29 protein-coding genes and 1 pseudogene are annotated in these 26,133 nt (G+C 73.2%); 15 read left to right on the forward strand and 15 right to left on the reverse strand.

Annotated elements, in window-relative coordinates:
* Positions 1-32 precede the first annotated feature (32 nt).
* Positions 33-236: a PspC domain-containing protein gene (locus I8N68_RS22470; protein ID WP_200213634.1), complete on the reverse strand. Its 204-nt coding sequence runs from the start codon at positions 234-236 to the stop codon at positions 33-35.
* A gap of 334 nt (positions 237-570) precedes the next feature.
* Between I8N68_RS22470 and I8N68_RS22475 the strand changes: the two genes are divergently transcribed.
* The 9 genes from I8N68_RS22475 (at position 571) to I8N68_RS22515 (ending at position 12,905) form a co-directional block, all read left to right on the forward strand.
* Positions 571-1,941, forward strand: a complete 1,371-nt coding sequence (locus I8N68_RS22475; RefSeq protein ID WP_200213636.1) for an L-serine ammonia-lyase — start codon at positions 571-573, stop codon at positions 1,939-1,941.
* Positions 1,942-2,006: 65 nt separating this feature from the next.
* Entirely contained in the window at positions 2,007-2,834 is an 828-nt protein-coding gene (locus tag I8N68_RS22480; protein WP_200213639.1) for an ABC transporter permease, read from the forward strand.
* Positions 2,835-3,575, forward strand: a complete 741-nt coding sequence (locus I8N68_RS22485) for an ABC transporter ATP-binding protein (RefSeq protein WP_200213641.1) — start codon at positions 2,835-2,837, stop codon at positions 3,573-3,575. It begins immediately after the preceding gene.
* A complete protein-coding gene (locus I8N68_RS22490; RefSeq protein WP_200213643.1) occupies positions 3,572-5,539 on the forward strand; it encodes a DUF5941 domain-containing protein in 1,968 nt (655 codons plus the stop codon). The genes I8N68_RS22485 and I8N68_RS22490 overlap by 4 nt, the downstream gene beginning before the upstream one ends.
* Positions 5,540-5,556: 17 nt before the next feature.
* Positions 5,557-7,746: a bifunctional glycosyltransferase/CDP-glycerol:glycerophosphate glycerophosphotransferase gene (locus I8N68_RS22495; protein WP_200213645.1), complete on the forward strand. Its 2,190-nt coding sequence runs from the start codon at positions 5,557-5,559 to the stop codon at positions 7,744-7,746.
* A 154-nt stretch (positions 7,747-7,900) separates the two neighbouring features.
* Positions 7,901-9,208 (forward strand): ABC transporter ATP-binding protein, encoded by a 1,308-nt coding sequence (locus tag I8N68_RS22500; protein WP_200213647.1) that lies wholly within the window; start codon positions 7,901-7,903, stop codon positions 9,206-9,208.
* A gap of 58 nt (positions 9,209-9,266) precedes the next feature.
* Positions 9,267-9,734, forward strand: coding sequence for a DUF4442 domain-containing protein (locus I8N68_RS22505; protein ID WP_200213649.1), 468 nt, complete (start codon positions 9,267-9,269; stop codon positions 9,732-9,734).
* Between the two features lie 52 nt (positions 9,735-9,786).
* The gene (locus tag I8N68_RS22510; RefSeq protein WP_200213651.1) at positions 9,787-10,536 is read left to right on the forward strand and encodes a beta-phosphoglucomutase family hydrolase; all 750 of its coding nucleotides are present in this window, start codon (positions 9,787-9,789) and stop codon (positions 10,534-10,536) included.
* The gene (locus I8N68_RS22515; RefSeq protein ID WP_200213653.1) at positions 10,533-12,905 is read left to right on the forward strand and encodes a glycoside hydrolase family 65 protein; all 2,373 of its coding nucleotides are present in this window, start codon (positions 10,533-10,535) and stop codon (positions 12,903-12,905) included. The genes I8N68_RS22510 and I8N68_RS22515 overlap by 4 nt, the downstream gene beginning before the upstream one ends.
* Positions 12,906-12,952: 47 nt before the next feature.
* Here the strand turns inward: I8N68_RS22515 and I8N68_RS22520 are convergent, their stop codons facing one another.
* From I8N68_RS22520 to I8N68_RS22530, 3 genes are all read right to left on the reverse strand, one after another.
* Positions 12,953-13,132: a hypothetical protein gene (locus I8N68_RS22520; protein WP_200213655.1), complete on the reverse strand. Its 180-nt coding sequence runs from the start codon at positions 13,130-13,132 to the stop codon at positions 12,953-12,955.
* Between the two features lie 87 nt (positions 13,133-13,219).
* Positions 13,220-13,567 (reverse strand): thioredoxin, encoded by a 348-nt coding sequence (gene trxA, locus I8N68_RS22525; RefSeq protein WP_307812928.1) that lies wholly within the window; start codon positions 13,565-13,567, stop codon positions 13,220-13,222.
* Positions 13,537-13,929 (reverse strand): MerR family transcriptional regulator, encoded by a 393-nt coding sequence (locus tag I8N68_RS22530; protein ID WP_200213657.1) that lies wholly within the window; start codon positions 13,927-13,929, stop codon positions 13,537-13,539. The genes trxA and I8N68_RS22530 overlap by 31 nt, the downstream gene beginning before the upstream one ends.
* Before the next feature lie 157 nt (positions 13,930-14,086).
* Between I8N68_RS22530 and I8N68_RS22535 the strand changes: the two genes are divergently transcribed.
* Complete coding sequence (locus I8N68_RS22535) at positions 14,087-14,740, forward strand: dienelactone hydrolase family protein (RefSeq protein WP_200213659.1); 654 nt, start codon at positions 14,087-14,089, stop codon at positions 14,738-14,740.
* Positions 14,741-14,880: 140 nt separating this feature from the next.
* Here I8N68_RS22535 and I8N68_RS22540 read toward each other — a convergent pair whose 3' ends face one another.
* Entirely contained in the window at positions 14,881-16,020 is a 1,140-nt protein-coding gene (locus I8N68_RS22540) for an AI-2E family transporter (RefSeq protein ID WP_307812929.1), read from the reverse strand.
* A 343-nt stretch (positions 16,021-16,363) separates the two neighbouring features.
* On the opposite strand from I8N68_RS22540, the gene I8N68_RS22545 reads away from it, so the two are divergent.
* The gene (locus I8N68_RS22545; protein ID WP_200213662.1) at positions 16,364-16,549 is read left to right on the forward strand and encodes an antitoxin; all 186 of its coding nucleotides are present in this window, start codon (positions 16,364-16,366) and stop codon (positions 16,547-16,549) included.
* A gap of 83 nt (positions 16,550-16,632) precedes the next feature.
* Positions 16,633-16,773: a hypothetical protein gene (locus I8N68_RS22550; RefSeq protein ID WP_200213663.1), complete on the forward strand. Its 141-nt coding sequence runs from the start codon at positions 16,633-16,635 to the stop codon at positions 16,771-16,773.
* Positions 16,774-16,780: 7 nt separating this feature from the next.
* On the opposite strand, the gene I8N68_RS22555 is transcribed toward I8N68_RS22550, so the two are convergent.
* Entirely contained in the window at positions 16,781-17,683 is a 903-nt protein-coding gene (locus tag I8N68_RS22555; protein WP_200213664.1) for an SMP-30/gluconolactonase/LRE family protein, read from the reverse strand.
* 34 nt (positions 17,684-17,717) lie between these two features.
* Here I8N68_RS22555 and I8N68_RS33070 point away from each other — a divergent pair.
* Positions 17,718-17,885, forward strand: a pseudogene (locus tag I8N68_RS33070) (Lrp/AsnC ligand binding domain-containing protein); the annotation flags it as partial.
* Between the two features lie 57 nt (positions 17,886-17,942).
* On the opposite strand, the gene I8N68_RS22565 reads toward I8N68_RS33070, so the two are convergent.
* The gene (locus I8N68_RS22565; RefSeq protein ID WP_200213666.1) at positions 17,943-18,539 is read right to left on the reverse strand and encodes a hemerythrin domain-containing protein; all 597 of its coding nucleotides are present in this window, start codon (positions 18,537-18,539) and stop codon (positions 17,943-17,945) included.
* A 208-nt stretch (positions 18,540-18,747) separates the two neighbouring features.
* Between I8N68_RS22565 and I8N68_RS22570 the strand changes: the two genes are divergently transcribed.
* Positions 18,748-20,004: an alkaline phosphatase gene (locus I8N68_RS22570; protein WP_307812930.1), complete on the forward strand. Its 1,257-nt coding sequence runs from the start codon at positions 18,748-18,750 to the stop codon at positions 20,002-20,004.
* Between the two features lie 82 nt (positions 20,005-20,086).
* Here I8N68_RS22570 and I8N68_RS22575 read toward each other — a convergent pair whose 3' ends face one another.
* The 8 genes from I8N68_RS22575 to I8N68_RS22610 form a co-directional block, all read right to left on the reverse strand.
* Positions 20,087-20,746, reverse strand: coding sequence for an HAD family hydrolase (locus I8N68_RS22575; RefSeq protein ID WP_200213670.1), 660 nt, complete (start codon positions 20,744-20,746; stop codon positions 20,087-20,089).
* A gap of 149 nt (positions 20,747-20,895) precedes the next feature.
* The gene (locus I8N68_RS22580) at positions 20,896-21,546 is read right to left on the reverse strand and encodes a C39 family peptidase (protein WP_200213672.1); all 651 of its coding nucleotides are present in this window, start codon (positions 21,544-21,546) and stop codon (positions 20,896-20,898) included.
* A 327-nt stretch (positions 21,547-21,873) separates the two neighbouring features.
* The gene (locus tag I8N68_RS22585) at positions 21,874-22,308 is read right to left on the reverse strand and encodes a pyridoxamine 5'-phosphate oxidase family protein (protein ID WP_200213674.1); all 435 of its coding nucleotides are present in this window, start codon (positions 22,306-22,308) and stop codon (positions 21,874-21,876) included.
* Between the two features lie 49 nt (positions 22,309-22,357).
* Entirely contained in the window at positions 22,358-22,699 is a 342-nt protein-coding gene (locus tag I8N68_RS22590; RefSeq protein WP_200213676.1) for a YkvA family protein, read from the reverse strand.
* 124 nt (positions 22,700-22,823) lie between these two features.
* Positions 22,824-23,651 (reverse strand): hypothetical protein, encoded by an 828-nt coding sequence (locus tag I8N68_RS22595; RefSeq protein WP_200213678.1) that lies wholly within the window; start codon positions 23,649-23,651, stop codon positions 22,824-22,826.
* A 172-nt stretch (positions 23,652-23,823) separates the two neighbouring features.
* Complete coding sequence (locus I8N68_RS22600) at positions 23,824-24,297, reverse strand: hypothetical protein (protein WP_200213680.1); 474 nt, start codon at positions 24,295-24,297, stop codon at positions 23,824-23,826.
* A gap of 27 nt (positions 24,298-24,324) precedes the next feature.
* Entirely contained in the window at positions 24,325-24,852 is a 528-nt protein-coding gene (locus I8N68_RS22605) for a S8 family serine peptidase (protein WP_200213682.1), read from the reverse strand.
* 15 nt (positions 24,853-24,867) lie between these two features.
* Positions 24,868-25,197: a helix-turn-helix transcriptional regulator gene (locus tag I8N68_RS22610; protein ID WP_200213684.1), complete on the reverse strand. Its 330-nt coding sequence runs from the start codon at positions 25,195-25,197 to the stop codon at positions 24,868-24,870.
* Between the two features lie 229 nt (positions 25,198-25,426).
* On the opposite strand from I8N68_RS22610, the gene I8N68_RS22615 reads away from it, so the two are divergent.
* Positions 25,427-26,092 (forward strand): carbonic anhydrase, encoded by a 666-nt coding sequence (locus tag I8N68_RS22615; protein WP_200213686.1) that lies wholly within the window; start codon positions 25,427-25,429, stop codon positions 26,090-26,092.
* Positions 26,093-26,133: the final 41 nt, after the last annotated feature.

Here is a 26,133-nt window from a genome sequence, read left to right on the forward strand (position 1 = left end):
ATCCCGGGACGGGCGCGTCGCGTTCGGGGCGATCAGTAGCGGGTGTCGTAGCGGTCCTCGTTCGGCATCAGGATCCACAGCACCAGGTAGACGATCACCTGCGTGCCGGGCAGCAGCAGCGACAGCAGGAACAACAGCCGGATCATGCCGGCCGACGTGCCGAACCGCTGCGCCAGGCCGGCGCAGACGCCAGCGAGCATGCGCCCCTGACGGGGTCGGACCAGTTTGCGACTCATCCTCGTACTCCACTCTGCGGCGGTCCGCCGCGCTGCACTCAACGGTAGGCAGGCGCGCCCACCGTGCCCTCGGTCCCGAGGAGGATCGGCGACCCGGGCACCCGTAGGTGCATACCCGCCGGGTCCACGCCGATGCGGGGCGCGGGGCCGTGCCGGAATGTGCCGGGTCGAGACCGGGGACGGGTGCGGGCGCGGACGCGGGGTGACCTGGGCGGAGTAGGCTGGCCGGTCGGGCGCCCACACCCCGGGCACCCTGCCAGCCGGCCCGGACCAGGGTCGGCACGACCGGGCCGGACTCCGCACAACGGGGTGCGACGGCGAGGAAAGTGCAGCCATGATCAGTGTTTTCGACCTCTTCAGCGTCGGCATCGGGCCGTCCAGCTCGCACACCGTCGGGCCGATGCGAGCGGCCCGGACCTTCGTCACCGGGCTCAAGGCGGACGGGCTCCTCGCCGACACCACCCGGGTGCAGGCCGAGCTGTTCGGCTCGCTCGGCGCGACCGGCCACGGCCACGGCAGCGACCGGGCGGTGCTGCTGGGCTTGGAGGGGGAGTCCCCGGAGACGGTCGACACCGACACGGTGGGGTCCCGGGTGGCGCGGATCCGCGCCGAGCGGCGGCTGAGCCTGCTCGGGGCCCAGGAGATCGACTTCGACCCGGACCGGGATCTGGTGCTGCACCGCCGCCGGTCGCTGCCGTACCACCCGAACGGGATGACCTTCGCCGCGTACGACTCTGCGGGCGAGCAGGTCCGCGCTCGGACGTACTACTCCGTGGGCGGCGGGTTCGTGGTCGACGAGGCGGCCGCCGGGGCGGACCGGATCATCCCGGACACCACCCGGGTGCGGTACCCGTTCCTCACCGGCGGTGAACTGCTGGCGGTCACCACCGCCACCGGCCTGTCGATCAGCGAGGTGATGCTCGCCAACGAGCTGTCCTGGCGTACCGAGGCAGAGGTGCGGGCCGGGCTGCTGGAGATCTGGCGGGTCATGCGGGAGTGCGTGGAGCGGGGCTGCGAGCGGGACGGCACCCTGCCGGGCGGGCTGAAGGTGCGGCGTCGGGCCGCGGAGCTGCGGCGCAGCCTGGAGGCGGAGACGGACTTTACCGATCCGTTGCGGGCGATGGACTGGGTCACCCTCTTCGCGCTGGCGGTGAACGAGGAGAACGCGGCCGGCGGCCGGGTGGTCACCGCGCCGACGAACGGGGCGGCCGGGATCATTCCGGCGGTGCTGCACTACTACACCCGGTTCGTACCGGGCGCCTCCGACGACGGGGTGGTCCGCTTCCTGCTGGCGGCGGGCGCGATCGGCGTGCTGTTCAAGGAGAACGCGTCGATCTCCGGCGCGGAGGTCGGCTGCCAGGGCGAGGTGGGTTCGGCCTGTTCGATGGCCGCCGCGGGGCTGGCCGAAGCGCTGGGTGGCACCCCGGAGCAGGTGGAGAACGCGGCCGAGATCGGCATGGAGCACAACCTCGGCCTCACCTGCGACCCGGTCGGTGGCCTGGTGCAGATCCCATGCATCGAGCGGAACGCGGTGGCTAGCATCAAGGCGATCACGGCCGCCCGGCTGGCGCTGCGCGGCGACGGGGTGCACGCCGTCTCGCTGGACAAGGTCATCAAGACCATGCGGGAGACGGGCGCCGACATGAAGGTCAAGTACAAGGAGACGGCGCGGGGCGGCCTGGCGGTCAACGTGATTGAATGCTGACCCCGGTGGGGTGAGCCCCGCGCGCCGCGGCCCGGAGGACGGCGACGACGAGCGAGGAGGGGCCGGTGACGTCAGGCGTCGGCGCGCTCTGGTCGGCCCGTAACTCGCTGCGCATCCTGGTGAAGCGGGACCTCGCGGTGAAGTACCAGCAGTCGGTCCTGGGCTACCTCTGGTCGCTGATCGAGCCGCTCGGCATGGGCGCGATCTACTGGTTCGTCTTCGGGGTGCTCTACTCCGGGGCCACCCGCCGCCACCTGGGCGACGCGGCGGAGTCGTACCCGCTGTTCCTGATCACCGGCATCTTCGCCTGGATGTGGGCCAGCTCGGCGCTCAACGAGGCGACGAACGCGCTGACCGGCCAGGCCCGGCTGATCACCACGATGAACGTACCCCGGCAGGTCTTCCCGATCGGCCGGGTCGCCGGCCGGTTCGCCGAGTACGCCGCCGGCCTGCCCATCCTGATCGCCATCGCCGCGGTCTACGCCGCGCACGGGAAGGTCCACCCGGGCTGGAGCCTGCTCGCCCTGCCGCTGGCCGTCGCGGTTCAGTTGGTCCTGCTGGTCGGGGTCGCGCTGCTGCTGTCGGCGTGGAACGTGCTGATGCGGGACATCGAGCGGTTCATGCGGCTGATCATCCGCGTGCTCTTCTACGCCACCCCGATCATCTACCCGCTGAGCCTGGTCCGGGACTCCGGCATGCCCACCTGGCTGAAGGTGACCTACGAGCTGAACCCGCTGGTCGGCATCTTCCAGCTGCACCACGCGATCTGGTACCCGGACGAGTTCCCCGACGCCCGGCTGCTCGCCACCACCGTGCTGGGCAGCCTGCTGGTGCTGACGGTCGGCTGGTGGTCGTTCCGCCGGCTCGAACCCGCCGTGCTGAAGGAACTGTGAATGGCGATCATCGAGGCGGAGGGCCTCGGCATCCGCTTCGTCCGTAACCGGCGCCGTCAGCTCCGGCTGCGGGAACTGCTCATCCACCGGGGTGGGCGGAGCGCGGCCGCCGGCCAGTTCTGGCCGCTGCGTGACGTCTCGTTCCGGGTCGAGGCGGGGGAGACCGTCGGGGTGGTCGGGCGCAACGGCACCGGAAAGAGCACCCTGCTCCGGTTGATCGCCGGGGTGCTGATCCCGGACGAGGGCCGGATCCGGGTGCACGGCGACGTGGCTCCGCTGCTGGAACTCTCCGCCGGTTTCTCCAACGACCTGACCGGCCGGGAGAACCTCTACCTGGTCGGCGGCCTGCACGGGTTGTCCACCGGCTACCTGCGCCGGCACTTCGACGAGATCGTGTCGTTCGCCGGGGAGCAGGTCGAGCGGTCCATCGACACCTCCGTCCGGCACTACTCGTCGGGGATGAAGGTGCGGCTCGGCTTCGCGGTGATCGCGCACCTGCCGCACCCCGTCCTGCTGGTGGACGAGGTGACCGCGGTCGGGGACGCGGAGTTCCGCGCGAAGTGCTATGCGACCATCGAGCGACTTCTCGCGGAAGGGCGCACGCTGGTGCTGGTGTCACACAACGAAAAGGACCTCACCCGGTTCTGTCGTCGGGGGCTCTACCTCGACGGCGGCCGGTTGGTGGTCGACGGGACGATCGACGAGGCGCTCGGCGCCTACGCGAGCGCGGCGCCACGGTGACGCTCGCGATCGTGCTCGCCGCCGAACCGCCGGCGGCGGGCCTGACGACCGGTGCCGGGGAGAACCTGGTCGAGCGGCTGGCCGGGCAGTGGCGCGGGGCCGGCGGCGACGACGTCCGGGTCGCCGCCGACCTGGGCGAGCTGGCGGCGCTGGTGGCCGCCGCCACCGGCCCGGTGCTGGTCAGCGGCGCGGACCTGGTGGCGCACACGGCCGTACTCAAGCACCTGGCGACCAGCCCGGTGGGGCCGACGGTGGCGCTGGTGCTCACCGACCCGCCGGCGGTGGGTCAGGTCACGGTCCGGGAGGAGCGCGGCCAGGTGGTCGCGGTCGGCCGGCCGGGCGAGTTGGCCGACCCCACCGGGGTGTTCGGCGCCGCGCTGCGGGTCAGCGTCGACGACCTGCCGGCCCTGGCCGCCGCCGCCCGGGCGGCGGCCGGACGCGCGGGAACGGCGACCGGGTCCGCGGTGGACCGGCTCTTCGCGGAGCTCGCGGCGCGCGGCACGTTGATCTTCGCCCACCGGGTACGCCTGCTCGTGGCGCACCGGGTGAGCACCGGCGCGGAGCTGACCGCCGCCGAGTCGGCGGTGGCCGCGGTCGACGAGGACAAGGCGGAGCTGCGGCTCTCGGTGAAGGAGCGGGACGACTTCTTCACCACGTTCTTCGTCAGCACCTGGTCGCCGTACGTGACGAAGGCGGCGGCCCGGCTCGGGCTGGGGCCGAGCGGGGTCACCCTGATCTCGGTGCTCTTCGCGGTGGCCGCGGCGGTGCTCTTCGGCGCCGGCGGGCGGCCCGCACTGGTCGCCGGGGCGGTCCTGCTCTACCTCGGCTTCGTGCTCGACTGCGTGGACGGCCAGCTGGCCCGCTACACCCGGCACTTCAGCGCCTGGGGCGGCTGGCTGGACACCATGGCCGACCGGGCGAAGGAGTACCTGGTCTACGCCGGCCTCGGCTACGGGGCGACCCACGCCGGGTTCCGCTACGGCTGGGCGCTGGCCATCGCCGCGATGACCCTGCAGACCGTCCGGCACATGACCGACACCTGGTACGGCGTGCTGCACGACGAGGCCGCCCGGCGCCCCCGCCCGGCGACCGGGGAGGCCGGCGGCATCGGCGGGAAGCTGAACGCCGCCTCGACGAAGGTGCAGGCGGACACCGGCTCGGTGTCGTACTGGCTGAAGCGGACGGTGGTCTTCCCGATCGGCGAGCGGTGGGCGCTGATCGCGCTGGCCGCCGCGCTGCTCGGTCCGCTGGTGGCGCTCTGCGCGGTGCTGGTGTGGGGAGCGCTGGCGTTCGCGTACACCGGGGCGCTGCGCACGCTGCGGGCCCGCTGGATGCGGGTGCCGGTGCTGACCACGGTCGACACCACGCTGTACCGCGACGACGGCCCGCTGGCCCGGATCCTGCCGGTGTCGCGCCGGCCGCTGACGCTGGCGATGGTCAGCGCGTCGGGCGCGGTGGTGCTGTTGCTGTGGGCGCTGTGGGCGGTCCACGCCGGGCGCCGGCCGCCCGACTGGGCGGTGATCGCGGCGCTGGTGGTGCTGTTGAGCGGGGCGCAGGGGGCGCGGGCGGCGCACGCCGGGTCGCTGGACTGGCTGGTGCCGGCCGCGCTGCGAGCCGCGGAGTATCTCTTCGCGATCGCCGTCGGGGTGGCGGGCCGGGCGCCGGCGTGGCTGATCTTCGGGTACGTCTTCGTGCTGATCCTGCATCACTACGACCTGACCGCGCGGCTGGAGAAGCGGCAGGCGGCACCGCCGTTGCACGCCGCCACGCTGGGCTGGGAGGTGCGCTCGGTGCTGCTGGCGGTCGCGTCAATCGCCGGAATTGTGAGTATCGCTCTGGCTACACTCGGTACGTACCTTCTCGTGGTTTTCGTCGCGAGTGTGGTCCTCGCCTGGGTGGTGCTGCCGGCCCGCGCCCGACGGACGCCGGTCCCGGTGGGCGGAGGTGACCGCTCGCCGGGCTGACGGAGGGCCAGGCCGGGATGACTCTGATCAGCTTCGTCGTACCGGCCTTCAAGGTGCAGAGCTACCTGCGGGAGTGCCTCGACTCGATCCTCGACCAGCCGTTCGACGGCCTCGAGGTGATCGGGGTCGACGACGCCTCCCCGGACGACAGCGGCGCGATCCTCACCGAGTACGCGGCCCGCGACCCGCGGGTGCGCCCGGTCCTGCTCACCGAGAACGTCGGCCTCGGTCCGGCCCGCAACATCGGGCTGGACCGGGCCGTCGGCGAGTACGTCTGGTTCGTCGACGGCGACGACTGGCTGGTCCCGGGCTGCCTGCCGCACGTCGCCGACCGGCTGCTCGCCACCCGCCCCGACGTGCTGATCGTCGACCACGTCCGGGCGCACTGGAACAACGTCGGCACCCGCAGTGCGATGGCCGACGTGTTCCCCGAGCCGCCCGGCGAGGCGACGTTCCGGCTGCGGGACCGGCCGGAGACCATGCGGCTGCTGCACACCGCGTGGAATCGGGTGGTCCGCCGGCGGTTCCTCGTCGAGCAGGGGCTGCGCTTCGCCCCCGGCTGGTACGAGGACGTCTCGTTCAGCTATCCCGCCCTGATGGCCGCCGAGCGGATCGGGGTGCTGGACCGGGTCTGCCTGAACTACCGGCAGCGGCGGACCGGGGCGATCACCCGGACCCGGGGTGACCGGCACTTCGAGGTGTTCGCCCAGTGGCACCGGGTGTTCCGGCTGATGGACCGGTGGGGGCCGGCGGTGGTCGAGCTGCGCCCGGCCGTCTTCGAGCGGATGATCTGGCACTACCTGACCGTGCTCGGCAACGGCGACCGGATCGCGCCGGAGTTGCGGCCGGCGTTCTTCGCCCAGATGCACGCCGATCACGGCCGGTTCCGGCCGCCCGGCGGGTACCCGGTGCCGCCCGGCGTCGAGGGGGTGAAGCACCGGCTGGTGGCGGCCGGCCGGTGGCGTACCTTCACCGCGCTGCGCGGTGCCAACCAAACCGGCGAGGCCGCCCGGCGCTCGGTGCGGCGGGTCCGCCGACGGGTGCTGCCGGTGGCTCGCCGGGTCGCCCGGCGGTCGCGGGAGGCGGCGCTGCGCGAGTACTACCGGGCCGAGCTGCACCGGCCGCTCGACCCGACCCTCGCCCTCTACGCCGCCTACTGGTACCGGGGGTACGCCTGCAATCCGGCCGCCGTGTACGCCGCCGCCCGCCGGCTCGTCCCGCACGTGCGCGGGGTGTGGGTCGTCCGGCGGGACCGGGTCGGCACGCTCCCGCCCGGCGTGGAGTACGTCGTCGCCGGCACCCCGGCCTACTACCGGGCCCTCGCCCGGGCCCGCTGGCTGGTCAACAACGTCAACTTCCCGGACTTCGTCCGCAAGCGGCCCGGGTCCGTGCACGTGCAGACCCACCACGGCACCCCGGTCAAGGTGATGGGACTGGACCAGCAGCGGTACCCGGTCGGCGCGATGGGGATGGACTTCGCGAAGCTGCTGCGCCGGGTGGACCGGTGGGACTACAGCGTCACCTCGAACAGCTTCTCGACCCAGATGTGGGAGCGGGCGTACCCGGCCGAATACACCACGCTGGAGGTCGGCTACCCGCGTAACGACCGGTTGGCGCTGGCCACCCCGGACGAGGTGCAGAAGGTCCGGGCGGAGCTGGGCATCGGCCCGGACGAGCGGGTGGTGCTCTACGCGCCGACGCACCGCGAGCACCTGCCGGGGTGGCGGCCGCCGTTCGACCCGGAGCGGCTGCTCGACGTGCTGGGCCCGGCCGGGCGGTTGCTGATGCGCAGCCACTACTTCCACGACCGGGACCGCCGACCCCGAGGGCCGGCCGTCGGCCAGCTGCTCGACGTCAGCGCCCACGACCGGGTGGAGGATCTCTACCTCGCCGCCGACGTGCTCGTCACCGACTACTCGTCGGCGATGTTCGACTACGCCGTCCTGGACCGGCCGATCGTCGTCTACGCGCCGGACTGGACGGCGTACCGGGTGGCCCGCGGGGTCTACTTCGACCTGCTCGCCGAGCCGCCCGGGGCGGTGGCTGAGGACTTTCCCACGCTGCTCGACCTGTTCCGCACCGACGCGGTCCGGTCGGCGGCGGCCGAGCAGTGCCGGCGGCAGTTCCGCGCCCGGTTCTGTGCGCTGGACGACGGGCACGCCGCCGAGCGGGTGGTCCGCCGGGTCTTCCTCGACGAGTCCGCCTGAGCGGTCGAACCGCCGCTTCGATCGATCCGGCGTGGTCGATGAACGTTAATAGGTATGTCACGGGTGCAACATGGCACGTTTACCCGATGTGCTGATCGAATGATCCTGGTCACAGTCATTGCCGGGTTCGGTCGACGAGCTGGGGGAGGAGACGGTGACCACCGTCGCACTCAAGGATGTGACCAAGGTGTTCCCGGACGGGACAGTTGCGGTCGACACCATCAATCTGGACGTCAACGACGGCGAGTTCATGGTGCTGCTCGGGCCCTCGGGCTGCGGCAAGTCCACCGTGCTGCGGATGGTGGCCGGGCTGGAGGATCCATCCACCGGCGCGGTGATGCTCGACGGCGAGCTGGCCAACGACCTGCCACCCCGGGAGCGGAAGATCGCCATGGTCTTCCAGGACTTCGCGCTCTATCCGCACATGACCGTGGGCGACAACATCGGCTTCCCGCTGCGGCTGGCCGGGGTCGAGCCGGCCCCGCGCGGGGAGCGGATCCAGGACGTGGCCGGCGCCCTGGGCATCGGGGACGTGCTCGGCCGCAAGCCCAGCCAGCTCTCCGGCGGCCAGCGGCAGCGGGTGGCGATGGGGCGGGCGATCGTCCGCCGTCCGGGGCTGTTCCTGATGGACGAGCCGCTCTCCAACCTGGACAGCGGGCTGCGCGCCGAACTGCGCGCCGAGATCTCCGGGCTCACCCGCGAGTTGGGCGTCACCACCATCTACGTCACCCACGACCAGGCCGAGGCGCTGACCATGGCCGACCGGGTCGCCATCATGCGCAAGGGCGTGCTCCAGGACGTGGGGACCCCGACCCAGGTGTACGGCCGCCCTGCCACCCTCTACGTGGCCGCGTTCCTCGGCAGCCCGCGGATGAACCTGCTGGAGGCCTCGGTCTACGTCCACCTCGACCGGTACGTCACCCTCAACCTCGGCGACCAGGCGCTCTACCTGCCCTGGGACGACATCCGCAGCCGGGCGGTGGCGCACTACCACGGCGAGCGGATCGTGGTCGGGATGCGGGCCGAGGCGCTCACCCCGGTCGCCCCGGACACCGCGGGTGCCGTGCTCCAGGGACGGATCCGCTACCTGGAGCACCACGGGCACGAGTCGCTGGCCTTCCTCGACATCGGCGCCACCGCGATCATGGTGGACGAGATGGGCGGCCCGGTCGAGCCCGGCGCGAACGGCCAGCGCGGCCTGCGCCGGTTCGGTCAGGTGATGCAGCGGCTGGCCGGCCGGGCGGCGGACGTACCGGTCTCGGCGCCGAGCAGCGATGGCGGCAACCGGACCAGCGTGCTCAACGACCCGGGCCGGCACCACCGCCGCCCGGCGGAGCTGGCGGTCCGGCTCGCCCCGTACCCGGCGGTGTCGGCGGGGCACCCGCTGGCCGTCCAGGTCCGGACGGACGCGCTGCACTTCTTCGACGAGCGGGGCGACCGGATCGACGTCGGCTGGCGGTGAGGCTCCGGCCAGGGCGGAACCCCTTGCCCGCGAAGTTACCGGCGAGTAGCGTCTGGGTATGTCCATCGACTCGCGCCAGGTGGCAGCCGGCATGCTCGAGGCCGTGCCGTTCGCCCGCACTCTCGGTTTCGAATTCGTCGAGGTCGCCCCCGAGGCGGCGGGCGGGGTCCGGGCTGTCGTCCGGCTGCCCGACTCGCCCGCCACCCACAACCACGTCGGCGGCCCGCACGCCGGCGCGATGTTCACCCTCGGGGAGACGGCCTCCGGCGCGGTGGTGCTCGCCGCGTTCGGGCAGCTGCTCGACCGGGCGGTGCCGTTGGCCGTCTCCGCGCAGATCGCGTACCGCAAGCTCGCCCTGGGGCCGGTGCGGGCCACCGCCCGGCTGGGGCGCACTCCGGACGAGGTGATCGCCGAGCTGGACGCCGGTCAGCGGCCCGAGTTCCCCGTCGAGGTGGAGATCAGCACCGAGGACGGGACGCCCACCGCGACCATGACGGTGATCTGGACACTGCGCCCGAACCGCTGACGCGCCGGGCGATTCCGGTTTGCCCGGACGGTTCGGTGGATAGATTCGAACCGTGCTGGGTCTACCCGCTCACGTGACCGCGTGTCTCTTCGATCTGGACGGTGTGCTGACGCAGACCGCCAAGGTGCACAACGCTGCCTGGACCGAGACCTTCGACGCGTTCCTGCGGAAGCGGGCGGCCGCCACCGGTGAGTCGTTCCGGCCGTTCGACCCGGGGCCGGACTACAACCGGTACGTGGACGGCAAGCCACGCGCCGACGGGGTGCGTTCCTTCCTGGCCTCCCGCGGCATCACGCTGCCCGAGGGCACGCCGGAGGACCCGCCGGAGGCGGACACGGTCAACGGCGTGGGCAACCGGAAGAACGTCGTCCTGCTCAAGCGGATCCACACCGACGGGGTCGAGGTGTATCCGGGCTCGGTGGCGTACCTGGAGGCCGCGGCGGCGGCGGGACTGCGCCGGGCGGTGGTCTCGGCCAGCGCCAACTGCCGGGACGTGGTCGCCGCCGCCGGCCTGGACCCGTTGCTGGAGGCCCGGGTCGACGGGTTGGTCGCCCGGGAGCGGGGGCTGCGCGGCAAGCCGTACCCGGACACCTTCCTGGCCGGCGCCGAGCTGCTCGGCGTCGCCCCGGAGCACGCCGCCGTGTTCGAGGACGCGCAGGCCGGGGTGGCCGCCGGGAAGGCCGGCGGCTTCGGCTACGTGATCGGCGTCGACCGGGTCGGCCAGGCCGACGAGCTGCGAGCCCACGGCGCCGACCTCGTGGTCACCGACCTGGCCGAGCTGATGGAGGAGTCCGCGGCATGATTCGGGAGCGCGCCTATCCGGTTGAACCCTGGCACGTCCGCGAGTTGCGGCTGGACACGGACGTGCTCGCCCAGTCCGAGTCCGTCTTCGCCCTCTCCAACGGGCACGTCGGGCTGCGCGGCAACCTGGACGAGGGGGAGCCGCACGGCCTGCCCGGCACGTACCTCAACTCGTTCTACGAGCTGCGCCCGCTGCCGTACGCGGAGGCCGGCTACGGCTTCCCCGAGTCCGGCCAGACCATCGTCAACGTCACCAACGGCAAGCTGATCCGGCTGCTGGTCGACGACGAGCCGCTCGACGTCCGGTACGGCGAGCTGCTCTCCCACGAGCGGGTCCTCGACCTGCGCGCCGGCACCCTGCACCGGGAGTTGCACTGGCGCTCGCCGGCCGGGCAGGACGTCAAGGTCCGCAGCACCCGGCTGGTGTCGTTCACCCAGCGCGCGGTTGCCGCGATCCAGTACGAGGTCGAGGCGATCGACGGGCCGCTGCGGCTGATCCTCCAGTCCGAGCTGGTCGCCAACGAGACCCTGCCGGCGCAGAGCAAGGATCCCCGGGTGGCCGCGGTGCTGGAGTCCCCGTTGCAGGCCGAGGAGGAGCTGACCACCGACGACGGCGGGTTGCTGATTCACCGCACCAAGGTCAGTGGCCTCCGGGTCGGCGCCGCCATGGCGCACGACGTGGCGGGCCCGGACCGCACCACGATCGAGTCCGAGGGGTACGAGGACTGGGTCCGTACCACCATCGGCTGCGTGCTCAAGCCCGGCCAGACGCTGCGGGTGGTCAAGTACCTGACGTACGGCTGGTCCAGCCGGCGCTCGCTGCCGGCGCTGCGCGACCAGGTCGGCGCGGCGCTCGCCGCCGCCCGCCTCGACGGCTGGGACGGGCTGCGCCGGGCGCAGCGGGAGTACCTGGACGAGTTCTGGGACGCCGCCGACGTCCGGGTGGAGGGCGACCCGGAGGTGCAGCAGGCGGTCCGCTTCGGGCTGTTCCATGTGCTCCAGGCCGGCGCCCGGGCCGAGCGGCGCCCGATCTCCGCCAAGGGGCTGACCGGGCCGGGCTACGACGGGCACGCGTTCTGGGACACCGAGATGTTCGTGCTGCCGGTGCTCACCTACACCCAGCCGGCCGCGGTCCGGGACGCGCTCTTCTGGCGGCACTCCACCCTGGCCCAGGCGCACGAGCGGGCCCGGACCCTCAACCTCCGGGGCGCCGCCTTCCCCTGGCGAACCATCGAGGGGCCGGAGTCGTCGGCGTACTGGCCGGCCGGCACGGCCGCGTTCCACATCGCCGCGGGCGTCGCCGACGCGTTGCGCCGGTACATCCTGGTCACCGGCGACCAGGGGCTGGAACAGGAGATCGGCCTGGAGCTGCTGGTGGAGACGGCCCGGCTGTGGCGCTCGCTGGGGCACCACGACCGCAACGGCCAGTTCCACATCGACGGGGTGACCGGCCCGGACGAGTACACCGCGGTGAAGAACGACAACATCTACACCAACCTGATGGCGCAGCGGAACCTGCTGACCGCCGCCGACTGCGCCATGCGCCTGCGGGACCAGGCGTTCGACCTCGGGGTCAGCGAGGAGGAGGCTGCCGCCTGGCGGGACGCCGCGAACGCCATGCACGTCCCGTACGACGAGGAACTGGGCGTGCACGAGCAGGTCGAGGGCTTCACCCGGTTGCAGGAATGGGACTTCGAGCACACCCCGCCCGAGAAGTACCCGCTGCTGCTGCACTACCCGTACTTCGACCTGTACCGCAAGCAGGTGGTCAAGCAGGCCGACCTGGTGCTGGCCATGCACTGGCGGGGCGACGCGTTCACCGGCGAGCAGAAGCTGCACAACTTCCAGTACTACGAGCGCCGGACGGTCCGCGACTCCTCCCTGTCGGCCTGCACCCAGGCGGTGATGGCGGCCGAGGTGGGCCACCCGGAGCTGGCCCACCGCTACCTGCGCGAGGCCGCTTTGATGGACCTGCACGACCTGAACGAGAACACCCGCGACGGCGTGCACATGGCCTCGCTGGCCGGTGCCTGGATCGCCCTGGTCGCCGGCTTCGGCGGCCTGCGCGACCACGACGGGACGCTGTCCTTCTCGCCGCGCCTGTCCAGCCGGCTCAGCCGGCTGGAGTTCTCGCTCCAGTGGCAGTCGATGCGGTTGCGGGTCGACGTCCGGCCGCACCAGACGACCTACTCGCTGCGGCACGGCGCACCGGACACCGTGCTGGAGCTGCGCCACCACGGCGAGCCGGTCCGGGTCACCTCCAACCAGCCGGTCACCGTGCCGGTGCCGCCGGCCCACCCGTCCGGCCCACAACCGGAGCAGCCGCCCGGCCGGGCGCCTCTGCTCCACCTGCCGGAGAGCTCGAGCTGAGCGGCGGCGCGTCCCGGCCCACGTGGGCCGGGACGCGCCGAGGGCGATCAGAACTGGCGGCCGTTGGACGGGCGGCCGCCCGCGTCCCGGGGCGCCACCGCCCGCGGATCCTCCGGCGTCCGGGCGTCGGCCGCTTCGTCCCCGAAGTTCCGGGCGTGCTCGGCGTCCCGTTCCTGCCGTTCCCGTTCGGTGGTCTGCTGCCGGGACCTGTCCTGCTGCTGGGCCATGACGATCCTCGCGATCCGTCGGGGCGCGGCTGCGCCGATCTACGGTCCCTGATCGCCTTCCCGATCGGCCCGGCGGCAAACGGCCGGTCAGCGCTCCAGGTGGCGGGCGAAGCTCAATCGGAGGTGGTTCTTCGGCCGGGCGCCGACGATCGAGCCGACCACCTCGCCGTCCCGGAAGACCAGCATGGTCGGCATGGACATCACCCCGTAGGCGCGGGTGGTGGCCGGGTTCTCGTCGGAGTTGAGCGCGGCGAAGAGCAGCGCGTCGCCGAACTCCTCGGCCAGCTCCGCCAGGTGCCGGGAGACCGCGCGGCAGGGCGGGCACCACTCCGCCCAGAAGTCGACCACCACCGGCCGGGTGCTGGCCAGCACCGTCGCGGCGAACGTGGCGTCGGTGACCGTGGTCAGTCGGGCCTGTTCCGTGTCCTGAGGCATGTCTTCTCCCGGTGGGCGATCGCGCGGGCCAACTGGTCGTGCAGCTGCCGCCGCACCGTGCCGAGCCGGTCGAGGTAGTCGTCCACCTCGGCGAGCTTGCGGCGCAGTACGGCGACCGAGTCCGGGCAGACGTCGCCGGAGCTGTTGCCGGCCCGCAGGCAGGCCACGAACGGCCGGATGTCGTCGAGGTCGAAGCCGACCGCCAGCAGCGCCCGGATCTCGTGCACCACGCGCAGTTCCGCCTCGTCGTAGACCCGGTAGCCGTTGGCCGACCGGCGCGGCCGGACCAGCCCCCGGGTCTCGTAGTACCGCAGGGTGCGGGTGCTCGTGCCGGCGCGTTCCGCCAGCTCACCGATCAGCATCCGACCTCCCTCGCCCGCCCTCGACGTCACGCTAAACCTTGCCGTCGGCGTCAACGCAACAGGTGAGCGGGCCGGCCGCCGGGGTATGCCGCCGGGGTATGCGGTGCCGGTTGCCGGTGCCGGCCGGCGGTTTGCGGAGGCGGAGGCGGAGGCAAAGATGCAGACGCGTGAGGTGACGATTCCGGTGGCCGACGAAGGCCTCCCGGCCGACCTGATCGTGCCGGACCGACCGGCCGGGGTGGTGCTCTTCGCCCACGGCAGCGGCAGTTCCCGGCACAGTCCGCGCAACGTGGCGGTCGCCCACGTGCTCAACGACCGGTCGCTGGCCACCGTGCTGGTCGACCTGCTCACCCCCGCCGAGGACGCGGTGGACGCCCGGACCGCCGAGCTGCGCTTCGACATCGGGCTGCTCGCGAACCGGTTGGCCGCGATCGTCGACTGGATGGCGACGGATCCGGATCTGGGCCCGCTGCCGGTGGGGTTGTTCGGGGCCAGCACCGGGGCCGCGGCCGCCCTGGTCGCCGCCGCCGTCCGGCCGGACCGGGTCCGGGCGGTGGTCTCCCGGGGCGGCCGGCCGGATCTGGCCGGTGCCGCCCTGGCGCAGGTCCGGGCGCCCACGCTGTTGCTGGTGGGCGGCCTGGACGAGCAGGTGATCGTGCTCAACGAGCAGGCGCAGGCCGAGCTGGGCGACGTGGCGGAGCTGCGGATCGTCCCGGGCGCCACCCACCTGTTCGAGGAGCCCGGCACCCTCGAACAGGTCGCCGACCATGCCGCCACCTGGTTCGCCACCCGACTCGCCGTCCCCGCCTGACCGGCCGCTGCCGGCCCGGCTCAGCCCGCGGTGCGCCGGGTCAGCTCGGGGTGCGCCGGCTCAGCCCGCGGTGCGCCGGGTCAGCTCGGGGTGCGCCGGCTCGGGCGGCGGGTGGGCCGGCCAACCAGCGGTGGGCCGGCTCAGCCGGCGGCGGGCTGGGCGGGCGGCGTGGGCGGCGACGGCTGCGGGTGGCGCTGGACGGTGTCGATGACGCGCCAGGTCACGGCGGCGATCGGGACCGAGACGAAGGCGCCGGCGATGCCGCCGATCAGCGTCCCGGCGGTGACCACGACCAGGATGACGGCGGGATGCAGCTGCACCTGACGCTTCATGATCAACGGCTCCAGCAGGTTGCCCTCGATCTGCTGGACGGTGATCACCGCGGCCAGGGTGAGCAGCGCGGTGGTCGGGCCGTTCGCGGCGAGGGCGACCAGCACCGCCACCGCGCCGGCCACCGTCGCACCGATGATCGGCACGAACCCGCCGAGGAAGGTGATCAGGGCCAGTGGCAGCGCCAGCGGCACCCCGAGGAGCACCAGCGCCAGCCCGATACCGAGGGCGTCGATCGCCGCGATGATCATCGTGCCGCGGCTGTACGAGCCGAGGGTCCGCCAGCCCACCCGGCCCGCCTCCTCGGTGACCGCCCGGTTCGGGCCGGTCATCCGGCGCAGCACCCAGTGCCACATCGACCGGCCGTCCTTGAGCAGGAAGAAGAGCAGCACCAGCGCCAGCAGCACCGAACCGGCCACCTCGGCGACGGTACGCGCCCCGCCCACCGGGTCCGGGGTGCTGCCGCTGAGCCCGTCCCTGGTCTGCTGGATCAGCCGGTCCAGCTGGGCGTCGGTGATGGGCAGGGTGGAGGTGACGAAGTCGCGGCTGCGTTCCATACCCTGGTCGAGCTGCTGGCTCAGCTCCCCGAACTGGCTCGCGGTCAGGTTCCACACCAGCACGCCCACCCCGACCAGCACGCCGAGCAGCAGCAGGATGCTGAGCAGGGCGGCGAGCGCCGACGGCACCCGCAGCCGGCGCAGCAGGAGCAGCACCGGGTCGAGCAGCGCAGTGAGGAAGAGCGTCCCGGCCAGCGCGATGGCCAGCGGCGCCAGCAGCACGGCCACCTTGCCCAGCAGCCACAGCCCGGCGATCACCACCACCAGGCAGGCGCTCCAGGTCACCGCGGTCCGGACCGGCCAGGGCAGCCCGGCCCACGCCTGTCGGGGCCCCGCCGCGCGGGCGCGCTCCACCGTCGCCTCGGGCCTCAGCCCGGCATCGTCCTCGATCACGTCGACCTCCTCGATCGTGGCCGCTCGATACCCGCCCCGCCCCGATCCAACACCCCACCCCTCACCGAGCCGCCGCCCCACCTCGCCGCAGTTTCCATGAATGAGGGGCTTTCCCGCACAGCAAAGCCACTGATTTCGTGAATGTGTGCGGGTCTTGGGGTGGGGGGAGGCGGGGGCAGTGTCGGTGCGGCCGGGGTGAGCGGCGACCTGCGACGAGGTGACGGCAGGGTGAGCCCTTTCGGCGCGAGTCGGAGGGATCGACCGCTTGTCCCCGGGGCGGTTCGGGGTGCGTTTGTGCTCTCGGCCCGAGGGAAGGCATGACGGCAACGAAGGGAGATCCAACATGAGTGACTTCACGGACAAGGCCCAGGACTTCGCCGACAAGCACGACAAGCAGGTCGACCAGGGACTGGACAAGGCCGGCGAGATGGCCGACCAGCGCACCGGCGGCAAGTACGACGAGCAGACCGACAAGGGCGTCGACATGGCGCAGCAGCGGACCGGCGAGGGGGACACCGACCAGCGCTGACGTCACCGCGCTCCCGGACCGCCGCACCCCGGTGGTCCGGGAGCGCCGTTTCCATCCCCGGCAATCGGGGACCGGGGAGGCGGATGGACGCCGACGGCGTGACCGGCGGGGCGCAGTGGCGGCTGCACGTGGATCCGACGCGGTGCATCGGCTCGGGGCATCTGCGCCGGCACATCGTGGTGTCCGACGTGGAGAGTTTCCGCCGGATCGCGCCGGAGGGGTGACGGGTCATCAGCCCGGGTAGCGGACCCCGTTGAGGTTCACCCGCAGGCTGAACAGCGAGCTGGAGGCGCAGATGTAGAGCTGGTTGCGCTTCGGGCCGCCGAAGGTGAAGTTGGCGACCACCTCGGGCAGGTGCAGCTTGCCCAGCAGGGTGCCGTCCGGGTCGAAGCAGTGCAGCCCGTCGTGCGCGGCGACCCAGACCCGCCCGGCCTCGTCGAGCCGTACGCCGTCGAAGGAGCCGGCGTCGCAGGTGGCGAAGACCTCCCCGCCGCGCAGCGTGCCGCTCTCGGTCACCGTGAACCGGCGCAGGTGCCGGGCCCGGGTGTCGACCACGTAGAGGGTCGACTCGTCGGCGCTGAAGGCGAGGCCGTTGGGCTGCCCGAAGTCGTCGGCGACCATCCGCACCTCGCCGCCGTGCGGGTCCACCCGGTAGACGTGGTTGCCGCCGATCTCGCTCTCGCCCCGGTGCCCTTCGTAGTCGCTGTCGATGCCGTAGCTGGGGTCGGTGAACCAGATCGAACGGTCGGAGTGCTCGACCACGTCGTTGGGGCTGTTGAGCCGGCGGCCTCGCCAGCGGTCGGCGAGCACGGTGTCGGTGCCGTCCGGCTCGGTCCGGGTGACCCGCCGGTTGCCCTGCTCACAGCTCACGAGCCGGCCCCGCCGGTCGACGGTGTGGCCGTTGGCGTAGCCGGCGGGCTGACGGAACACTCCGACCTGGCCGGTGGTCTCGTCCCAGCGCAGCAGGCGGTCGTTGGGGATGTCGCTGAAGACCAGGTAGCGGCCGGCAGGGAACCAGGCCGGGCCCTCCAACCAGCGGCCCCCCGTCCAGAGGCACTGCGTCCACTCGTCGCCGTTGACCCGACGGAACCGCTCGTCGAGCACCTCGAACCGCGTCCTGAACCGCTCGGTCATCTACGCCTCCGTGGCTGTACGTCGTTCGGCCTTCGCTGGCCCCGCCTCGCTGCTTGTCAAGATCCGGGTCGGTACGCCCGAGCAACTCCAGGCCACCCTGCGCGGGCTCTTCCAGGTGGACGGCGTCACCGGCACCCGGACCATCGTGGTGCTGGAGACCTTCTTCGACCGGCCGCTCGACCCGCGCCCGCCGAGCCCCTGACGCGGCGGTGGCCACGCCCCTGGACGGGCGTGGCCATCGGACGACCGGAGATCGGGACTACTTCTTGCGCAGCTCCGCCATCGAGGTGGGACGGCCGGCCAGCGCGTCCCGCATCCGGTCCACCAGGCCGGCGCCGGGGGCGAGCATCTTGTTCGCCGGCGGGTGGTCCGGGGCGGCCGGGTGGGGTCGGGTCGGGGCGGACTTCTTCGCCTTCTCCACCTTGCCGGCCAGCTCGACCAGCTCCTCGCGGGCGACGGCGGCGCGCAGCCGGGGGAACAGATCCCCCTCCTCGTCCTGCACGTGGTGGCGGATGGTGGCGGTCAGGTGGCTGAGCAGCTCGTCGAAGCGGGAGTCGGAGGGATCCACCGACTCCAGCTCCTTCATGGTCCGCTCGGCGTCGGCGTGCTCCGAGATCTCGTGCTCGGCGACCTGGTCCCCGTCGGGCAGCGCCTTGCGGGCGGCCGGGTAGACGTACGCCTCCTCGGCGACGGAGTGGCGGACCAGCTCGGCGATCACCACATCGGCGAGCTGGCGGCGGTGCTCCGGCGTCCCCTGTCGGCTCTCCAGCTCGACGAAGATCGCCTCCACCTCGCGGTGGTCGGTCATCAGAACGTCGACGACGTCCTGGCCGGTCCTGGTTTGTGCGTCGGTCATCTCTGCCCCTTACCGGTGCGGTCGGTTCGGCCTGCCGGGGCATTACCCCTCGCTCGCCGGTCGAACCAACGACCACTGGTGAATTCGGTCCAGCCGCAGCCGGCGGCGCGCCGCTACCGCCTCGCGCTAACCTGCGCGTCAGGACCCGGGGCGGTGCCTGGTGATGCGTGGGACGCGCGCAGCGCGCCCCACCCGCCAGGAGGAACATGTGACCTTCCGTACCAGCCGCAGGCTGCTCGCCCCGGTGATCGCCGGGGCGGTGGCCGGGGCGGTGGCCGCCGCCGGACTGATCCTGCCCAACCGGATGAGGCAGGCGGACGCCGGGCCGGACGAGAGCCGGGCCCGCAACGTCATCCTGATCAACGGTGACGGCATGGCCGCCGCCCAGCGCGAGGCCGCCCGCCTCCACCTCGTCGGCCTCGACGGTCAGCTCACCATGGACGAGCTGCCCGTGTCCGGCCAGCTCACCACGAGCCCGAACGACCCGAAGACTCCGGTCACCGACTCCGCCGCCGCGGCCACCGCCTGGGCCACCGGCGAGCGGACGTACAACGGCGCGATCAGCGTGGACGTCGACGGCAACCCGCTGCCCACCCTCGGCGCCCGGGCGAAGGCGGCCGGCAGGGCCACCGGCCTGGTCACCACCGCCCAGGTGACCGACGCCAGTCCGGCGGCCTTCTTCGCCAACACGGCGAACCGCTCCGACCAGGACGAGATCGCCCGGCAGTACCTCGAGGTGACCAGGCCGGACGTCATCCTGGGCGGCGGCGAGGACTGGTGGCTGCCCGCGGGAGTCGCCGGCGCGTACCCGGACCGGCCGGCCGAGGACCGGGCCGAGGCGAGCAGGGGCACCAAGGGTGACCTGATCACCGAGGCCGAGGCCAGGGGCTACCAGTACGTCTCCACCGCCGACCAGCTCCAGGCGGCCAAGGGCGGCAGGTTGCTCGGGCTCTTCGCCAACGAGGAGCTGTTCCAGCCGCGCCGCGAGGGTGCGGGCGGCCGTTACGACCCGCCGGCCAGCCTCGCCACGATGACCGCCAAGGCACTGTCCGCCCTGTCCACCAACAGCAGGGGCTTCTTCCTGCTCGTCGAGGAGGAGGGCATCGACGGGTTCGCGCACGTCAACGACGGCGTCGGGATGCTCCAGGCCCTCGGCGAGCTGGACCGGGCCGTCGCGGTCGCCCGCGACTATGCGGCCACCCATCCGGACACCCTGGTCGTGGTGACCGGTGACCACGAGTGCGGCGGCCTGACCATCGAGGACACCGGCACCGCCGACGAGTCCGGCGAGGGCCCCTTCCCGATCAAGGGCAGCAGCCTGACCTTCACCCTGGACTGGACCACCAGCGGCCACACCGGCGTCGACGTCCCGGTCACCGCCTACGGCCCGCTGGCGGAGCGGTTCACCGGCAAGCACCCGAACACCCACGTGCACGACGTGCTCGCCCGGATCCTCACCCGCTGACGCCCCGACCGGGGCTTACCGACCGGACCGGGCTCGCCGCCCCGACCCGGCGGGAGGCCGGGGCGCCTCCGGCAGCGGTAGCTCAGCCGCGCAGCAGGGCGGGCAGCTCGGCGAGAGTGGCGAGCGCGGGGCCGTTCCAGGCCGGGTCGCTGTCGTTGTGCTCGATGGTCCGCAGCACCGTCATGCCGACCCCGGACGCGCCGGCCAGCTCGCCGTCGGCGCCGTCCCCCACGTAGACGCAGTCGGCCGGCGCGACGCCCAGCCGCTCGGCGGCGGTGCGGTAGATCGCCGGATCGGGCTTGGCCACGCCGATCTCGCAGGAGAAGACCGCCACGTCCAGCCGGCGGGCGAGCGCGCTCGCCGGCCATGCCTCGCAGGTCTCCGACGTGGCGTTGCTGATCAGGGCCAGCGGGTGGCCGGCGGCCCGCAGCGCGTCGAGCGCGTCCAGGGTGACCGGTGACACCGAGGCCAGGACGCGGCGGGCCAACGCCCGCCGGTGTGCCCCGGCCCGGGCCACCGCCTCGGCCGAGGGCGTGCCGCCGAGCCGCCCGGCGAGGATCCGGACGGTCTCCTCCACGTCCCAGCGGACCAGCCGGTCCCGCCAGGTGGCGTGGTACGCGGCGACCAGGGCGGCCGGCTCCACCCCGACCAGCACGGCCATCTCGCCGACCACCCGGTCTCGCTCGTCGTCGGCGCCGAGCACGAGGGTGTGGTACAGGTCGAAGATCACCGGCCGTGGCACCTCCACAGGCTACCGCCGCCGTCACGAGGGCCTTGACGTTGGTCGACCTGCGCGCCAGGCGCCCGGCCCGAAACGGTCCTGAGCCGGACACGGCGAAGGGCCGGTCTCCCGCTCAAGGAGACCGGCCCTTCGGCGGTCGTGCTCGTGGGTCAGGAGCTGTAACCGCGGCCCGCAACCCAGTTGGCCAGTTCGGTCACGTCCATCCAGTACTCCGGCTCGGCCGGGCTGGCCGGGTCGGCGATCATAACGGTGTTGCCGTCGTCCTTGTACTCCACGACGGTCACGTAGTGACCGGGGAAGCCGTGCTGGACGCCGTCGACGTCCACCGCGTAACCCAGCGCGTTGGCGACGACCGGGCGACCGGCGTCCACCGCCGTCTTGACGTCGTTCCGCAGGCGCTCGACCTGCTCCTTGGTGGCCACGTCGTCCCGGATCTCGGTGGTCTTGTACTTGCCACCGGTGTAATCGTTCAGCACCCGGGTGATGTCGAAGGCCGAATCGGTGCCGTTCTCGGTCGTGCCGAGCTTCTGCGCCAGTTCGTCCAGGCTGACGAACTTGCCCTCAGCCGACAGCGCCATCGCGGTCGACGTCGGGCCGCAGTAGTAGAAGTTCGGCTGCGCCTCGTACTGATAGTTGGCGCGGCGCTCGCCCTTGCCGTTGTTCTTGTCGGCGGTCACCGAGCCGACCGACTTGGCCTGCGCCGGGGCGACCTGCGCGGCCACGGCGGGACCGGCGATGACACCACCGGACATGATCAGGCCGGCGACGGACAGCATGCAGTTACGCATGATCGTGTTCATGTCGAAGCTCCATTCGGGGGTTGACGGCTCCGGGATACGGAGGCGCAGCACCGGGAGTGGCGCTCGGCTTCTCGGCCGTCGTGCTCGGCCGTCCTGCTCGGTCGTACTGAGGATGTAACGGCCCTGGTCCTGCCATGATTCCGCCGCCGACGTGACGCGGGCCGCCCGAAAACCGGGCATCCAGGCGGACTGCTCGCGCCGGTGACCCGGACCCGGACCGATGTGCCTGATGGGCGATATACCTCAGAGGCATATTTATGACTGACCGGTATACCGCTCGTGGCGGACCTGATCCGTCGGGGCCAGCTGGTGCGTGCCGGGCAGCGATCAGGCGGTGCCGGACGCCTCGGCGGCGGGCAGGCTGCCCAGCAGGTGCGTGACGGCGATCTCGATGACCACCCGCGCCGGGTTGGGCCGCGGCTGGCGGTAGCGCTCGGCGTATCGGCGCTCGGCCTCCGCCACCGACTCCGGGTCGCGGCGGAGCACCGCCCGCCCCTCCACGGTCAGCCACCAGCGGCCGTCGACCTGGCAGACCGCGACCGGGGTGCCGTCGGGGCCGGCCGCCGCGACGTGCCGGGCCTTGGCCGAGGTCCCCGAGGTGATCACGCGGGCCAGCCCGGCCGCCGGATCGAAGGTGACCCCAACCGGTACGACGTGCGGGGTCCCGTCTTCGCGCAGGGTGGTCAGCGTGGCCAGGCGCCGCTCCCGGAAGAACGCGATGACCCGTTCGTCGTACGCGTCCAACCGGTGGTCGCCCGCCATCTCCCGCCCCCTGTCCGCCGGTCCGGGCCGGCCGCCGACCCGGACCCGATCATGGCACGGGACGGCGGAGCCGGCCCTGCTCCGGCGGAGACTCCGGCTGACCGGGCAGTCGCCGCTGCGCCGCGCGGTGCCGGTGGGCCAGCCGGCCGAGGTAGAGCAGGGCACCGGCCAGGATGCCCATGTCGTCCAGGTAGATCGGGTCGGGCAGCACGTCGACCGGCAGGATCGTGTAGATCAGCGCGCCGTAGAAGGCGACCTTGCCGCCGGCCCCGAGCGCGCCGAGCAGCCGGCGGGCCCGGACCAGCCGGACGGCGAGGAGCACGGCGCCGACCAGCGTCGCCAGCGCGACGATGGCGGCGAGCACGACCAGAATCCACGTCTCGCGGGACACAGGGTCACGCTATCGGAGACCGGCCAACCGCGCCCCCGACCGGCGCGGCCCGAGGGCCGTCAGGCGTGATCCGGGGCGGCCCGAGGCGCCGGTCGGGTGGCGGCCACCGGGTCGCCGCCGCCGGTCAGTACGCCGGCACCGCGGCCCGGCCGCGGGCCACGGTCGCGGTCTCCCGGGTGGTCTCCGTCGCCGCCCGGCTGCCCGGCGCGATCTCCTGGCCGGTGGTGGCGCCCGACAGGTCCACGGTGGAGAGCAGCGACTGCGCCTCCGGCACCCGGCCGGTCGCCGCATTCGCCTCGTCGCGCAGGCTGCGCGCGGCGGCGGTCGCCAGCTCGGCGGCCCGCCAGGCGGCCTGCTCGCGCTCCCGGGCGGTCTGCTGCCGGGCGAGCAGGTTGGCCCGGACCAGCCGCTTCAGCAGCAGCTCCTGCTCCACCGGGTGCCGGCTCGGGTCCCACCCGCGGTGGCCCAGGATATCGCTGAGCTGCTCGACCGTGATTTCCTGCCGCCACTGGGCGTCGAGCGCCGCCCGGTGCAGCCAGCGCTCCCGGTCCGCGTACTCGGCGGGCGTCCGGACGGTACGCGGCAGCGGCAGCGCGGCGGCGGCCGCCAGCCGGCGGACGTCCTCCTCCGCCGCCTCGTACGCCCGCCAGGTCTGCTCGACCTCCTCCTGGGCGGCGAGCCACTCGGCGCGGCGCCGCTCGGCGGTGGTCACCGCGCGTTCCGCGGCCACGGCCACCTCCTGCGCGTACCGGGCCCGCTCCCGGGCCTCCTCGGCCAGCTCGAAGCTGCTCGGCCTCGCGGCCTCGCTGATCCGGTCGCCGAACACCGACCGGAACCGGTCTGGGCGCACGATCAGCGCGGCGACGGCGATCGCCGCCACGGCGAGCAGGGCCAGCCAGATCCCGGCGGCCTGCGGGACGTCCGGCAGGACGGTGGAGAACATGGTCTGCATCACCAGCACCTCGTGGTGGATCGGTCGGAAGTGGACGCGCGTGGCCCGGTCGACGGGCAGGGGGTGCGCTGCGGCGCGAGGTCCCCTGTCCGGCCGTACCCGATCGGGTCGGCGGGTAACCAGCGGCGCCGCAGCGGGCAGCCGGCGGGCCGCGCGGTGGCGGCCGGCCGGATCAGACCTGCGGCGGACCGCGCCGGCCGGCGAGGCCGCGGCCCGGGTCGGCGGGCGCCGGGTCGGTCGTGCCGACTGGTCGGGGAGCGGGGACGTGCCGGACCGGTTCGGCGACGGCCGATGCCGGGTGCCCGCCCGCCGGCACGGTGGCCCGCTCACCTGCGACGACACCGCTCGACGTCCGGAGGACGGCCGGCGCGGCGGTGACCGGCAGGACGGCGGGGGTGCCGCCCGGTCCGGTGACCGCCTCGGCGGCCGGCCGGTCGGCGAGTGCCGGAGCGGGGGCGGCCGGGGAGAACCGGACCGCGGCGGGTTGATGGGAGTCGGCGACCGGGCGCGGCGTCCCGGCCGGGCCGGCGGTCGTGCCGCCGAGCCCGACGACGAGCACCAGGGCCGTCACCGCCAGCCGGGTGAGCCGCCGCAGGGTGCGCAGCGTCGCGGCCCACAGGGCCGGGGCGAACGCTACGGGCAGCACCACCTCAACCTATCGGTCAGGTCCGCCTCATGCAGCTCGACGATCTTTCCGGCGGACGTGACCCGCCCCACCCTGCGCTGTGGACAGAGCGGGGACCTCGTGCACCCTCGCACGCCGGCGGTCCACCCTTGCCGACCGAGGCCAGCACGGCGATGCCGGGGGCTGCTCCTGCTGGTTCTCCTGCCGGTTGCCGGCGGCGGCCACCACGACGACCCGCTTGCGGAGCGCGTAGTCGATGGCGTCCTTCAGCTCCGGCCGGTCCAGGGTCACCAGGGACAGGTTGACCACGTCGGCCCGGTGGTTCACCGCCCACCGGATCGCCTTGGCGATCTCGCCGGGAAGCGCCTCGTCGGTGGTGCGCTCGGTGGAGGCCAGCACCCGTACCGGCAGGATCCGGGCCTCGGGCGCGATGCCGCTGTACGGCGCCCCGGTGCCCTCCTGGCCGGCGATGATGCCCGCCACGAGGGTGCCGTGGCCGGCCAGGTCGCACTGCCCGCGCAGCGGGGTCAGGTGGTTGAAATCGCTGCCCGGGAGGAGCGCCGGGCCCGCCGCCACCCGGGTGGGCCGGGGTCAGGACTTGCCGGCGGGTTCCGGGGTGAACAGCGCGAGCAGCGCGCCGACCTGCTGGTCGGCCTCGGCCGGGTGGCGGAAGTGGCCGCTCGGGTTGATCGTGTACTCGTTGCGCCGGCCGACCCGGGTGCGGCGCAGGTAACCGCCCGCTTCGAGGTCGGCGACGATGGCCTGGGCCGCCCGCTCGGTCACGCCGACCTCGTCGGCGACGTCGCGCAGTCGCGCGGTGGGGTTGCGCGCGATGGCCAGCAGCACGTGCCCGTGGTTGGTGAGAAACGTCCAGTTCCGGCCGCTCCCGTTCTCGCCTGCTGTCGTCGCCATGTGCGTCATCGTATGGCCCTTCGTTCGGTTTTCCGGCCCTGCCCTCGGCCGGGCGGCGCCGGGCCGGCCGGGCGGCGGTGGCCGTGCTGGTGCGCCGGTCAAGCCCCGCTCAACGTATGAAGTACATATCACGTAAATCTTGACGTGCGTTGCCCCGCGTGTGACCGTGGGTGCCGAGGCCGCCTCCGCCGCCGGCCGGGCTGACCAGGTCGTTTCGCGCGAGGACGAGGTGAGGGAATTGACCCCGACCACTCCCGATCAGGCGCTCGCCGAGCTGCGCGCCGGGAACCGCCGGTTCGTCACCGGCGCCCCGCGCCACCCCAACCAGGACGCCGGCCACCGGGCCGCGGTCGCCGACGGCCAGCACCCCTTCGCGGTGATCGTCGGCTGCTCCGACTCCCGCCTCGCCGCGGAGATCATTTTCGACCGCGGCCTCGGCGACCTGTTCGTGGTCCGCACCGCCGGCCACACCGTCGGCCCGGAGGTGCTCGGCAGCGTCGAGTACGCCGTGACGGTGCTCGGCACGCCGCTCGTCGTGGTGCTCGGGCACGACTCGTGCGGCGCCGTGCAGGCCGCCCGGGAAGCGGTCAGCACCGGCACGCCCCCCGCCGGTCACCTCGGGGCGGTGGTGGACGCCGTGGTGCCCAGCCTGCGCCGGGCGGCGGCCGAGGGCGTCGAGGACATCGACGCCATCGTCGACATCCACATCGCGCAGACCGTCGAGGCGATGCTGGCCAACTCCGCCGTGCTGGCCGCCGCAGTGGCAGCCGGGCGGTGCGCGGTGACCGGCATGTCGTACCGGCTCAGCGCGGGCGAGGCGCGGACGGTGGCCACCGTCCCGGCGGGCGCGCCACCCGCGCCGCCCGCGCAGATCGACCGCGCCGCCCCCACCGTCGTCGGCTGACCGCCGGCGAACGCCCGAGCAACGGCCGAGGGGCCGTCCCG

It is taken from the genome of Micromonospora coerulea (genome assembly GCF_016598485.1).
In the GTDB taxonomy this organism is placed as follows: domain Bacteria; phylum Actinomycetota; class Actinomycetes; order Mycobacteriales; family Micromonosporaceae; genus Micromonospora; species Micromonospora coerulea.